We start from the raw sequence: 13,447 nt of genomic DNA on the forward strand, positions 1-13,447 counted from the left end.
GAGATTCTGCACAGAATAAGTTATCAGGGATACTGACCATTTATGGGGTTCTTTCCGATCCCTTAAAGGTAGGACTTTAACTTAATTCGAACAACAATTCAAATGTTACCCACTTTCTTCAATTTTTCCATTATCAACGCTCCTCCTCCACCGGCAAACAACACGATACCTGGCGCCATTGGAATGTAAAATCTATTATCCCAATCGACTGTTCCAATGGCGATGAGCATACAATTAAAAACTACGATACCCATCACAGCATACACAAGAGAGAATGACACGCCACGCTTGATGCCCATGAACGCCAACGTGTATAACAACAGCATCCAACACAACGCGTAGACATTGTGCATCGACGAATAGTAAGGTCGCGTTGCCGACAACAAATACCAAAGTTTTAACATACCAGCTTTGGCAAAGTGAATGGGATTCTGAAAAATAAAATCAGCCATTTTTATAAGCGGGTGTGCGGTCGATTCTTGAAACTGTACACCAACGGTATCCACTCGCATGCCTTTATTGCTAAGCTCCGTACCTTCGACAACATCGGCATAAGTAATAACATTACCCCGCCGGTATTGATCCGTAAAATCCCATAACGAAAACATCATATACGCACCGACTAAAATTATCGCCAACAAAAATACCCCGACGAAAACTTTCACGATCGGCTTCGACGATAACAATGACGAGTACTGCCGCAAGAAAAACACGATCAAACCTAACATAACCACAATGCTTGTTGGGCGTGTGAAAAACAACAGAACCATCAAAACAAAAATTACGATCCAATCGCCGCGTCTACCTTCGAACATCACCAACCGATACAAAACAAAACATACCAAGCTGCAAAAGATCGATTCTGTCATGGCTACCGTATTCCAATGAATAACGTCCAACCAAACGATAAAGAGCGTTGCTGTGATCACGCCTGACAACGTTGACCTGAATAGTAACGCAGACGCCCTATACAAATACATCGTCGCCAATGCCGACAGGGCAGTTTGAAAACAGAGAAACGGAATAATTTCACCTGGGAAGAGTGCTCGAAATATCGTGATCAGCCCTATTGGTACGATATAAAACACATGACTGCTGTCGATTAATGCGCCGTTGGCAAAAAGAAAATCCGCGCTGCTGATATAGCCATTTGCGTCGAATAGATTTCGTATACCGAGTAAAGCGAAGATGAAGACATGGACCGCCACGAAGCCAAGCGCCAAAAGAAAAAAAGCCTTTTGTTTCGTAACCATCATAATACAACAATATAAATGCTATGATCCGCGCAAACAAAAAAAAATCGAATAGCATTTTAACGATCCAACGAATCAGTTACCGCATTTACGAAACGCTTCTTAATATCAATTCCGAATTCAAAGTAGAGATCAGGCTCAATGAGTTCGAGTTCCATTAAATGAAATACACCGCGAATCACCACACCGTCAACGCGCGCATATAAAAGCGGTTCACCAACACATGCAATAATTTTCTCTGCCATATCAATGAGAGACACTCCCGGATCAACTAATTTATAGTGCCCGCCATATTGACGTTGCACACGAAAATCGCCTGCCTTCGGAACTTTTACCACTGCGTGCGAAAATGTGTCGTTAAAAAAGATCATCGATAATTCGCCTTGCACTTCTATCTCAGGAATAAAAGGCTGGATGAGCCAATCACCATCCTTAACAATATCAGACAACGTATTTTCTGACATATCCGAAACCTGAAAAGTTTTGGTGAGATAAGAACCTGCCGAGATCGCTGGCTTGATCACGATGTTTTCCCATCCGCGCGCGACAATTTCTTTCAACATTACTGGCGCTATTGCCGACGAAAACAGTGTATCAATAATGGCAACGCCCTGCTGTTGAAACGTCTTCAAATAAAATTTATGTAAATTCCACAATACGACGTCCGGGGGATTAAGGAGTTTAATGTGATTGTCGCGCATTTTATGGAGCCACGCAACAAACTGATCATGCTGTGTGTAATAGTCCCAGGTATTTCGAATGACAAGCGCTTCGAATGTACGCCAATCGATCGTTGGATCATTCCAAATTGCAGGTTGCGCTTGGAATCCTTTATCGGCAAATAATGGAATAAGCGTTTGATCCGTTTCAAACAAGTTTGAAAGTCTTTGACAGGTTAGCAGGGCAATCTTACGCATACGAGAATTTGAGGGCCAAATAAAAGAAGATTACGGGCGATTCCAAAAAGCGGATCTTTACATCCGTTTCCAGGTAAAAAAAAATTGAACTTCGTGTGATATTTTACCAATCGCGGCGAATAATGATACAAATGAACCACAAAATCGCTTGAACCATACCAATGAAAAAGATCGCTTTATAGCGATCCTACGCGAGAACAAGGGGATCCTTCTGAAGGTCATTCGCTCCTATTGCAAAAATGCAGAGGATTGGCGGGACCTCGAGCAAGAGATCGTTATTCAACTTTGGAAATCGTTGAGAAGTTACAATCAGCAATGCAAACTATCTACATGGATCTACCGTGTAGCGCTTAACGTGGCGATCAGTCATTACCGAAAGACAAAGAAACAATCGAACCACGCCAGCTTAGATGAAGCCATTTTTATTGTCGCAGAAGATGACGTATCCGAATACCACAGTCGGCGAGATTTCCTTTACAACTTCATCAACACGTTGGATGAAATGAACAAGGCATTGATTATCCTTCATTTGGAAGATCATAGCCATAAAGAGATATCCGACATCCTCGGCATCAGCGAAGGAAATGTTGCCACAAAAATAAATCGTATCAAAAACAAGTGCAGAAACGCAATTCAACATAACTATGACTACACACGATCCAACTGATTTAAAGATGCTCTGGGCGGAAGAGAATAAAGCGTTGGAAGCACGTTTGAAACTCAATGAATCGCTTCTCAGAAAGATGTCATTCGACAAAGCTGTAGACACGCTCACCCCCTTGTTAACATTTTCTATTTTCGGACGCTACCTGGCGTTGGTGTATTGCGGCATATCGATTGTGTTCGCCATCAAAGTCTGGCCAGCATTTTTGTATTGCATCCCAACACTCGTGGGAGGTGCAGCCATGCTTTGGTCTTTCTTTTCACACCGATCACTGAAGATGCTTGACTACAGCGCACTCTCCATACTCGACCTTCAAAAAGAGATTTGCCAATTCAGAATACATACTAGCAAGATGGAACGATATGACATGGGTATTGTGATATTATGGCTTATTACCACGACACCAAGCTTTCTTTTGACCGCAAAGAAAATAGCGATTTACGAGAACAGACCAATGTTGTTATCGCTATGTATGGCCGGCGCCGCGATTGCTGCATTTGTCTTTCTGTTTACGCGGTTGATCTATGGAGCATACAATACCAAGCTTCTGAACGCCGAGGCAGACCTGAAACGGATCAGTGATTTTGAACAGAAGGATAGCGATTAATCATCTTATAACGGCAGGTATATATTGAATACCGCACCTTCACCGGGTATTCCTTCTGCGGAGATAATGCCATGATGATTATCAACAACCTTTTTCACAATGGAAAGCCCAATGCCAGTTCCGGCGATGGGCGCCTTTGCGTGTAGGCGATGAAAAGCATGGAAAATCTTATCCGCATCTTCTTGCTTGAAGCCGATACCGTTATCGCGAAAGGAAATATGATGATACTTGTTCGCCGCAGCTGTTATGTCGGCGAAAGGAACATCAGGCCCTTTGATCACTTTGGATTTTACGATGATCTTTGAGCGACGATCATCTTTAGAAAACTTCAATGCATTTGATATTAAGTTCATGAATACTTGCTGCATTTGATATCCAATACCATGAATAACAGGAAGCCTACCCGCCTGAACTTGTGCGCGCTTCTCATGAATAAGAACTTCCAAATCTGCCTTCGCCGATTGAAAAACCTCGTTAAGGTCTACACTTTCAAATCGTGATTGATCATTACTAACCTGCGAGTACGAAAGTAAATTATCAATGAGATTCTGCATCTTCACGGCGCTCAGCGCAATCTTGTTCAGAAACTCGTCGCTACGTTCACGCGAAAAGTCAACATCCTTGATACGCGACGCAAATGTAAGAATCTTCCGCAAAGGCTCTTTTAAATCATGGCTCGCGACATATGTAAAGGAGGAAAGCTCTGCGTTCAACCTTTCTAAAGATTGATTCTTTAAGTCGAGTTGCGCCGCACTGCGTTGAAGCGCCTCCTCCGCGAGCTTTCTTTCCGTGAGGTCTCGTGTCACTTTAGAAAAACCAATTACCTCCTTCTTTTCATTATGCAATGCGGTGATCACTACATTTCCCCAGAACTGACTTCCATCTTTACGTACCCGCCAGCCTTCATGTGTAATCTTACCACGTTGACGCGCTTCCTTTAAAAGTTGTTCAGGCAAACCCCGTCGTTGATCTACGGCCGGATAAAAGATTCTAAAATTCTTCCCAAACACCTCGTCGCGCGTATATCCTTTGATGACTTGAGCACCGGCATTCCAATTTTCAATATTTCCTTTCTCGTTTAAGAGAATGATCGCGTAATCTTGTATCTCTGCAATCATTCGATGATAACGCTCTTCACTTCGCTTAAGGTCTTCATTCGAATGCCGTAGCTCCTCGATGAGATTGCTGAGCAGGTCTTCGGCGTTTTTCTTTTCAGTCAGATCACGGGTAACCTTAGAAAAACCAATGAGCTTACCTTCATCATCGTGCAAAGCGGTAATCACAATATTTCCCCAAAAGCGCTTTCCATCTTTACGAATGCGCCAACCTTCATGGGTAACACTACCTTCTTTTTCGGCTGTCGACAACAACATTTCCGGAACGCCGGCATCCTTCTCTTCTCTAGGATAAAAAAGTCGAAAGCTCTTTCCGACGATTTCTCCTGGCGTGTAACCCTTTAATTTTTCCGCACCCTGATTCCAATCCAACACCTTTCCATGACTGTCTAACAAAATAATGGCATAGTCTCGTACCTCCGCGATCATTTTGTGATAACGTTCTTCGCTTTCACGCAACGCCTGATTCTTCATCTTCAGCTCTTCGACAAAATTGCTAAAGTTATCCTCTGCAATTTTCCTTTCCGTTAAATCGCGTGTAACCTTCAAAAATCCTGAGACGCCGCCATCCGCATCATGAAGCGCCGTCAACGTCATACTTCCCCAGAAACGTGTTCCGTTTTTTCTAATGCGCCACCCCTCGTACGATGTCTTCCCTTGCTGTTTCGCCTCTTCTAAAAGCTTTTCAGAAAGCCTATCCATTTTATCTTCACTGGTATAGAACATCCGGTAGTTCTTGCCAACAATTTCCTTTGCTTTGTATCCTTTTATCGATTCAGCACCTTTATTCCACGACTTGATTGTACCCTTTAAATCGAGCTGAATGATTGCGTACTCTTCAACTTCATTCAAGACACCTTGGAGTGTCTGAAAATCTTCAACCATCGCACTTTCAGATCGCAGATTCTCCTCAGATGCTGCCGTCGTTTTCTTCGACACAATTTCAATTCCCTTTTTGGATTTTGACGACGACGGTTTTGTACGTTTACGTTGCACCATACGCGATACCTACATTTTTAAATGTTTATCAACTTGCGATCTGAAACGTTTCAGGATGATCAATCAAGTAGCGGAGAAATTCTTTCAGCTGCTGAAAACTATCGGGCTTTGTGTAGAAGAAGTTTGCACCAAGACGTGCAGCAGCAGCTCTATCGCGCACATGTGATGATGTAGAATACATGATGACCGGGATCTTGCTAAACGTAGCGTGTTTTTTAAGCTCACCGAGACAAGTCCATCCATTCATCTCCGGCATGTTTACATCGAGAAAAATGATATCGGGCCATTCGCACCGACCTGTGCTGATTTTATCAAGTAATACCTTTCCATTTTCAGCCAGACACAATTGTATCTTCGGATCAACTTCCGCGAGTGCCTCGGCAAATAGACCAGCGTCATCCGTGTCGTCATCGGCTAAAGCAAATTGTCTGAAAAGTGGTTTATCTTTCTGCATGAACTTCTCTAGCTGATGCCCGATTGATGATCACACTACCTGCTCCAACATTCAACTCATACTGCAAAATACGCTGTATTATCAAAGCTCCCTCCGTTTTGTTGAAGTATCTACTGCCTTTTTTCAAGAATGTACGTGCAAAAGTTGAACATCACTAAGGTAAAATCTTGTGCCAAAGAAGAACTGGCAATAGCATTTAGAAGTGTTGTGCTTCGGTGGTTAAGAGAATCCGCGTTGGATAAGCGAAGTTGATAACATAACCGTATTTGTTGTCGCTTCGTGTTCACCGTTCTCCATTTTTACCAATAACGTTTCAATCACCGACTGCGCAATATCTTCTATGGGTTGAGCAAATTACGGTGATACTTGGTTTATGGACGGAACAGATCATGATCGTCGAAAGAGACCACGGCCAGATCTTAGGGTATACGAAGGTTCAACGTGTTGATCGCTTCGAGTCCGATAATTCCCAAGTAATTTGTACCGAACACAACCGCATCAAGATCCCTATTCCCGCTAAGGATTCTCGTAACCTCGTGAACATAATGCTGGTGCTCAACTTTGAATGGAAGTGGATACAAGAATAAAGGCAAGTTGTGATCGCGCACCCGCTTGATGATACCTGAGAATACGATCTTCTCTTTCAGGATTGTCTAAGGCAAGTGCGATTAATCCAATATTTTTATAACCACGATCGATGAGATGCTTCACTGGTGCATACATGCCTTCCTGATTGTTCACCATCACAACATCGGCTCCCGTGTTTTTAAACTTACGGTCGACCAGTACGATGTTCATCCTCTTATCGATCAACGCGGCAATATCTTTTTCCATCCCCATGGTCAGTGCCATGAGGCACCCATCGACGCCAAGGGTGGCAAACATGGTCAGGAATTCTTTACCGCGGTCTTTATCATTTTCCGTGCTGCAGTAAACTATCTTATATCCGTTCTTATGTGCCTTCACTTCGATTTTTTTCGCGATGCTGGCATAGAAAAGGATTGGAAATATCCTCGACCATTAGTCCGATAACGTGCGTTTTGCCGGTGTGTAAGCTTTGTGCGAACTAATTCGGTCATAACCGATCTTTCTTTACGTGCTTGAACACTTTGTCGATTAACTCGTCGCTGATTCTCTTCTCTTTAGCTTTACCATTGAGGATAAACGAGACTGTTGTTTTAGAAATTTTTAATTTCTTGGCGATGTCGGCAATATGGCTTTGTTTTAGGCGCCTTCATGAAATGTCAACGTTGGATTAAACGAATCAAGCGTGACAAGTTACCCATATTATCTTGACCCGGTTTAGGAGAGGTTGAATAACGGTTGGGCGGACATCGAGAGCTTTGAACCGGGGGATCTGGGGAAAAAGTGACGACAAAAAAAAGAACCCTCTTAGCAAGGGTTCTTTCTTATAGCATAAGTGCTGATTACCATTTCTTATTGAAACCACCACCACCGCCGCCACGGTTACCGTATCCGCCGCTTCCGCCACGGTTACCGAAACCACCGCCACGAGGAGCGTCAGTTTTAGGTCTAGCTTCGTTTACCAAAAGCTCTTTGCCAAGGAAACTATATCCATTGAGTGCATTGATTGCTTGCTTTGCAGACTCGTCGTCAGACATTTCTACAAAACCGAAACCGCGGCTGCGGTTAGTTTCTCTATCAAGGATGATCTTCACTGAAGATACTTCGCCATGCTGTTCGAATAACTCTCTTAATTCATCTTCTGACGCTTTAAAGGGAATGTTTGCTACGTAAATGTTCATTATAAATAATTGTTAAATGAGTCGAAAATATAAATTTAATATGGTTCTAGGATCTCGTCACTATGCGATAACTGATAACTGATTTTGAAGCTGCTGAGATCTGTTTATTAACTTTTCTATGTGTTTAACTTGTTTGTAAGGACACCGATTACTTGAGGAGATTTATAAATAGGCTACGGCTCGCGAAACAAGGTGCAGTTAATAATATTTCCACAATCGATTTACAAAGGTAGTAATTATTGCATATAAGTCAAATGAACCCTGTAGAAGGTCTAAATTTGGTTTTATTCGGGCATTTTACGCGCCGATCGCTCTTTCTTAGGCAATTATGCTTAGCTTTGTTCCCACTATCGAAGCTGCCCATAGCATCGCCTCTCACGATCTAAAGAAAATAGTCAAACGGCAGCCGCGGTAGTTCAGGACAGACAGTTAGGCCGCAAAATTCAGAGCGCTAACACCAACGCTTTCAATAAATTCAAAATTTTATACGACCAAAACGATCATGTTAACAAGAACCTACACGCCAGTATGGCATAAATATCGTCCGGCTATCCTGAAGATGATGATTGAATCGACTACCGAGCCTCAATCTTATCAGCTCTCGAATCACGAATTCAAGGCGCTGAACCCAAAACAAAAAGGCGGCTACGCTTTTTCTCTTCAAGTATCTGGCGGAAAGGCTGTTAGCGGTCTAAAAAATTCTGTCGTAGCACAAGATCTCTGGGAAATTCTTCAGTTGTCGCCGAAAGCAATCGAAATGATTGCCACCTCGACCTATGAGTTTTCAATGGATAAGCAGTTCAAGTTCCATGTCAATAAGGTAACAGCAGCACCAGCAGAAAATAGCTAAGCTGACTTTACTTCCCCATTTTGAGAGAATCCGGTGCGCTATCGTGCCGGATTTTTTATTTGAACCGATTCAACTCATCTCAAAAAAAATGGGTGAGGTCTCTTCAACCCCACCCTGCTCATTTACCACCTAAGCATTTGAAAACCGTTAGTCTACATATCCGTCGTTTTGTTTTACAATTCCATTCGCCTGTATCACCACCGACGCAGGGATTGGAAATAACACCTCACCCGGATCAGCATCCTTCCCACGCGTAACGGCATTGGCGATGAATTTGCCATGGCGTACTAAATCTTGACGGCGCGTTCCTTCGGCATACAATTCACGAGCACGCTCATCCAGGATCGCCTCGCGAAACTGCTCCTTCGTCATTCCTTCAAAGTCGTCCACTCCTGCACGCGCGCGAATTTCATTTACGAATTCATACGCATCACTCGGACCGCGTTGTTCATTGATTGCCTCCGCTACAGATAAATAAACTTCCCCCAGTCGAAATATTACAACATCGTCGGGATAGCTGGGACCAGGGCCGGTGATCCCCGTATATTTCAACGGTATGGCACCGCGCAATCCGTTGGTGCGATCTGTGATCGTTCCAGATGTGTTCGTATAAGATGAAATGATTGTTGTCGTTCTTCTAAGGTCATCCGATTCAAATTTGTCGAAGAAATTCCAAGGCATTGAATAACCGTACCAACCACCACCGCGGGCAATGATCGGCGACGATGCGTAGTTGTCGGGGAACACGTGTTGAGGATACCAATTCGGCGCGGCAGTACTCGACGATACCGCGAAAATCACTTCCTTGTTTCTTTCATTCTTAAAGATATCGGCATAGTTATCCTGAAGTTCATAGGGCATTGCCAGAATCTCTTTGCCTACAGCTTCGGCTTTTTCCCATTGCTTAGTATGCATGTAGAGCCTTAACAAAATCATGCGCGCTGTCCCCTGCGAAACACGTCCCCAATTTGGCGCATCATCGTTATACATCGATGCAAGATCGGGCATTGCCTCTACCAGATCTTTTTCGATTTGCGATAGATACGTTGCATCATCCATACGCGGCTCAATCACCGTGCTTGTCAATGTAGCCGGATCAACTTTCGCATTTACTGGACCGAAGAAATCGTACATGATATACATCAACCAAGCACGAAGTGTTTTTGCTTGCGCGATGTATTTATTCTTGACAGCATCCGACACGAAGGTAGACTTGCTCATGTTATCGATCGCCGACGTTGCTCTTGCGATGTAGCGAATTTTGAAGTACACCGTTTCATTTGTGCCTTGCCAGGTTGCAGGTCCCCAATTAAACGATTCCAAATTTGCATCCCAACCGTTCTCTATCTCATCGGTCGTCAGCATGGAACGCAGTAAGTACGTGCGATTGTTTGCATTAAACAGCGACGGATAATACACGCCGTCCCCAGTATCTTCTGTACCCCAGTCAGAAGTGAATGGATTGTAAAGGGCAACGACGGCCGAATTAAAATCATCTTCACTCTGATAAAAATTCGATGGCGTTAGCTCTGAATAGACTTTGGTATCCAATTCGTTTTCGCATGCCGTGAGCGCGAAAAGACCGAACATCATCACGACGCCACGTTGAAATGATTGTTTACTATATTTTAAGAAATTCATATTGATCTCGTTTTATTAAAAGCCAAGGTTAACACCGATTGTAGTCGACAATGCTTGTGGATATGGATTCGTTTCCAAAATTTCAGGATCAAAGCCATCGAAGTTGGTGATCTTCGCCACATTTTGCACGTCGAAGAAAATTCTCGCGGAACGTATGAACGTCTTGGCAAGTGCGGCATCTGAAAAATTATAGCCAAGCGTGATGTTTCTCAAGCGTATGAAGTTTGCTTTCTGCAAGTAGAAATCATTTGCACCCGATGGATTATTTCCGCTATATGCGTCCGGCGCAACACCTGGTAACGTTCCAATAGGACGATCGTATGTCCACACATCTCTAATTTGAACAGGTACATTCTGAATATTGCTTAGCGCAAGACGACGCCCTGGTGTAGCCGGGTCAAACCCTTGGCCAATGGAATTTGTTGACGCAACGTTACCCGTATACGCATACACGAATAGATTCAAATCAAAATTCTTATAGCGGAATGTATTCGCCAGACCGAAATTCCATTTTGGCGCGCTTTGTCCAAGCAATACAATGTCTTTGCTATCCAAAACGCCATCGCCGTTGTCATCGAGGTATTTGATGTTTCCAGGTTTTGCATTTGGCATGTACGAAGGAATTTCTTCTGTACTTTGAATGATACCATCGGTTTTCCATCCATAAATCGCCGTGTACGGATCGCCATCGTTGATCCATGGATTTACGGACGCCCATGGATTTCCTTCTACCCATTCACTTCGCGATGTCGACGCATTAAACGTTGTATTCCAACTCAGTGCACCTTCGAGATTGTTTGAATTGATGAGCAACTCTACGCCTTCGCTCCTGGTTGTACCACTGTTAATCAACAAGCGACTCACATCATTATTCAACGGCAAGTTCGTGTACGCGAGGAGATCTTTTGCCGACCTTCTGTAAACGTCCAATGATCCAGAAATGCGATTGCTGAGTATTCCAAAGTCTAAACCGACATTGATCGTCTCATTCGTTTCCCAAGTCAGATTAGGATTCGCCAACTGCGTGAGTGCGACACCGCCGTATAAAATATTCCCAATGGGATAAGGATAATTTCCGCCATATAATGAAAGTGCACTTCCCGACACCGTTGCATTTCCCGTTTGACCGAAACCAGCACGCAACTTAAGATCAGACACCACGGCGGCGCCAGCCATAAATCCTTCATTGCTGATCTTCCATGCAACTGAAGCTCCTGGAAAAAATCCATACTTCTTGTTTTCGGCGAAGTAGCTGTCGCCGTCATTTCTGCCGGTAAGTGTCAGTATGTAACGATCATTAAAGCTATAGTTGATTCTGAAAAATTGAGACAAGCGCTTGCGTTCCGTTCGCCACGATCCTAACGATGTTTGTGTGAGATCTCTCGCTGCACCAAGATTGTCGCCACCGAACGCATCGGTAGGAAAATCAACTGCTTCAACTTCCATTAGATTAGTTGCTGTTCTATAAATTCCAAATCCAGCCACGATATCAAACGCGCTTTTGTTAATCGTTTTTGAAAACGTCAGGTAAGACTCCGCAATGTAGTTCGAGATATTCGAATTGCTTTTCTGGGCCATACCATTTGGCAGCTGGAAATTTTGCGCTGCACGTGGCAAATAAAAGTCGCGTTGCGCATTTTGACGATCCGCTCCTACCAGCGCAGTGAGTTTCAAATGCTCGAGTATCTTCACTTCCACAGTTGGTGTGATGATCACGCGTGTAGTGGTCGCGTTGTCGTCCATGATCAAGAACGCTGCTGGATTTGTGATTTGCGTATCAAAGGTTTTAGTAAATCGACCATTGTCGTCGTATACCGATCGCGTTGGCGAAAATGCAAACGCAGACTGCAACATATTGTACTTCTCAACACCACCCGAGTTTGCACCTGATGTAACGTTGCTATTGTCAATTTGACTGCCTGTTACATTCAGCTTGAAGTTAACGCGGCTACCAATGCGCTGATCGAAATTGACACGCGCCGTGTACCGCGTAAAGTCAGAGTTTTCTAGAATTCCTTTGTTATTGAAATAATTCAGAGCGACGTAAAGCTGGCTGTTGTCGTTTCCACTGGAGATTGACAAATTATGTTCATTGATTTTCCCGTTACGCATGAGCATATCGAGCCAATCTGTTCCGTTTCCCGATGCTTGAATTTCTGACTCTGAAAAAGTTGGCGCGAACGCTGCTACCGAGTTAGGATCTGTGTTTCCATAAGGCGCAAGGTTGTTGTTCAATAGATAGAGATCGTGGGCGAGACGGTTATGCTCTTGCATAAACTCCTTTGCTTGAAAAACCTCGATATATTTCTTGGGTGTTTGAACCGTATAACTTCCGCGATACTCAATTTTCGGAGCACCTTTTTTACCGCGCTTAGTTGTAATGAGAATAACACCGTTGGCAGCATTCGCGCCGTAAATAGCTGTAGCACTAGCATCTTTTAAAATATCAATCGATTCAATGTCGGAAGGATTGATTGCGTTCAGTGGATTGCGATCTACACCACCGCTAAAGCCGATCTTGCCATCCGACAGAGAACGCTCCGCAGAAGCATTGTTAAATATAGGAACACCATCAATTACATAGAGTGGCGAATTGTTTCCAAGCGGTGAAATGGCGTTGCGCACATTTATTTGAAGTCCACCTCCAGGTTGCGCACTTCGCTGCGACACATTTAATCCGGGAACGCGTCCGGTGAGAAGCTGATCAACTGAAGTGTTGGCAACTTGAGGAAGTTCTTTCGTGGAGATGGATGTGACAGAACCGGAAATGTCTTCACGGCGCATCGTACCGTAACCAACGACAACAATTTCGCCAAGCGTTTGAATATCCGGAACAAGTGATACCGAAATAGAAGTGCGATCACCAACGACCTCTTCATGTTGACTAAATCCGATCGAACTGAATACGAGCACGGCATCTTTGACATTGTCGGGAATAGAAATCGTAAAGTTTCCATCAGCATCCGAAACCGTCCCGGTACTGCCTCCTTTCAAAAGCACGGCAGCCCCCGGCAATCCTGCTCCTGTTTCGTCCTGGACCTTTCCATTGACGACCTTTTGTGCTTGCGCGGTGACGCAAGTCAAAAGCAGGAAACATCCTAAGCGTAGTAAATTTTTAAGCATAGTAAAATTGGTTTGAGTTGTTTTACACACGATTGCAAATTCGACTCAAACGATTGCA

General features: G+C 43.8%; 12 protein-coding genes. 3 read left to right on the forward strand and 9 right to left on the reverse strand.

Translation table 11 applies throughout. The annotated features are described in order from the left end of the window. Window positions 1–98: 98 nt before the first annotated feature. Window positions 99–1,256: a hypothetical protein gene (locus tag DQQ10_RS07155; RefSeq protein WP_112746130.1), complete on the reverse strand. Its 1,158-nt coding sequence runs from the start codon at window positions 1,254–1,256 to the stop codon at window positions 99–101. Window positions 1,257–1,312: 56 nt separating this feature from the next. Further along, window positions 1,313–2,170 carry an ATP-grasp domain-containing protein gene (locus DQQ10_RS07160; RefSeq protein ID WP_112746131.1) on the reverse strand — a complete coding sequence of 286 codons (858 nt, stop codon included), beginning with the start codon at window positions 2,168–2,170 and terminating at the stop codon, window positions 1,313–1,315. Window positions 2,171–2,318: 148 nt separating this feature from the next. Here DQQ10_RS07160 and DQQ10_RS07165 point away from each other — a divergent pair, with 148 nt between their 5' ends. Together DQQ10_RS07165 and DQQ10_RS07170 are read left to right on the forward strand one after the other, a co-directional pair. Beyond that, window positions 2,319–2,837: an RNA polymerase sigma factor gene (locus DQQ10_RS07165; protein ID WP_112746132.1), complete on the forward strand. Its 519-nt coding sequence runs from the start codon at window positions 2,319–2,321 to the stop codon at window positions 2,835–2,837. Further along, window positions 2,815–3,441, forward strand: coding sequence for a hypothetical protein (locus tag DQQ10_RS07170; RefSeq protein ID WP_133259571.1), 627 nt, complete (start codon window positions 2,815–2,817; stop codon window positions 3,439–3,441). The genes DQQ10_RS07165 and DQQ10_RS07170 overlap by 23 nt, the downstream gene beginning before the upstream one ends. A gap of 5 nt (window positions 3,442–3,446) precedes the next feature. Here DQQ10_RS07170 and DQQ10_RS07175 read toward each other — a convergent pair whose 3' ends face one another. From DQQ10_RS07175 to DQQ10_RS07195, 5 genes are all read right to left on the reverse strand, one after another. Further along, the gene (locus DQQ10_RS07175; protein WP_112746134.1) at window positions 3,447–5,555 is read right to left on the reverse strand and encodes a PAS domain-containing sensor histidine kinase; all 2,109 of its coding nucleotides are present in this window, start codon (window positions 5,553–5,555) and stop codon (window positions 3,447–3,449) included. Window positions 5,556–5,583: 28 nt separating this feature from the next. Then, on the reverse strand, window positions 5,584–6,009 hold the full coding sequence (locus tag DQQ10_RS07180) for a response regulator (RefSeq protein ID WP_112746135.1): 426 nt from the start codon (window positions 6,007–6,009) through the stop codon (window positions 5,584–5,586). Between the two features lie 555 nt (window positions 6,010–6,564). Continuing rightward, window positions 6,565–7,020 (reverse strand): type 1 periplasmic-binding domain-containing protein, encoded by a 456-nt coding sequence (locus tag DQQ10_RS07185; protein ID WP_112746136.1) that lies wholly within the window; start codon window positions 7,018–7,020, stop codon window positions 6,565–6,567. A gap of 64 nt (window positions 7,021–7,084) precedes the next feature. Beyond that, on the reverse strand, window positions 7,085–7,222 hold the full coding sequence (locus DQQ10_RS28380; RefSeq protein ID WP_112746256.1) for a LacI family DNA-binding transcriptional regulator: 138 nt from the start codon (window positions 7,220–7,222) through the stop codon (window positions 7,085–7,087). A 214-nt stretch (window positions 7,223–7,436) separates the two neighbouring features. After that, on the reverse strand, window positions 7,437–7,775 hold the full coding sequence (locus DQQ10_RS07195) for an RNA recognition motif domain-containing protein (protein ID WP_112746137.1): 339 nt from the start codon (window positions 7,773–7,775) through the stop codon (window positions 7,437–7,439). A 502-nt stretch (window positions 7,776–8,277) separates the two neighbouring features. Between DQQ10_RS07195 and DQQ10_RS07200 the strand changes: the two genes are divergently transcribed. Further along, window positions 8,278–8,625, forward strand: a complete 348-nt coding sequence (locus DQQ10_RS07200) for a hypothetical protein (protein WP_112746138.1) — start codon at window positions 8,278–8,280, stop codon at window positions 8,623–8,625. A gap of 147 nt (window positions 8,626–8,772) precedes the next feature. On the opposite strand, the gene DQQ10_RS07205 is transcribed toward DQQ10_RS07200, so the two are convergent. Both DQQ10_RS07205 and DQQ10_RS07210 read right to left on the reverse strand, forming a co-directional pair. Continuing rightward, window positions 8,773–10,266 (reverse strand): RagB/SusD family nutrient uptake outer membrane protein, encoded by a 1,494-nt coding sequence (locus tag DQQ10_RS07205; RefSeq protein ID WP_112746139.1) that lies wholly within the window; start codon window positions 10,264–10,266, stop codon window positions 8,773–8,775. Between the two features lie 15 nt (window positions 10,267–10,281). Beyond that, window positions 10,282–13,389, reverse strand: coding sequence for a SusC/RagA family TonB-linked outer membrane protein (locus DQQ10_RS07210; RefSeq protein ID WP_112746140.1), 3,108 nt, complete (start codon window positions 13,387–13,389; stop codon window positions 10,282–10,284). Window positions 13,390–13,447 lie beyond the last annotated feature (58 nt).

It is taken from the genome of Pseudochryseolinea flava (assembly GCF_003286915.1).
Lineage (GTDB): Bacteria > Bacteroidota > Bacteroidia > Cytophagales > Cyclobacteriaceae > Ohtaekwangia > Ohtaekwangia flava.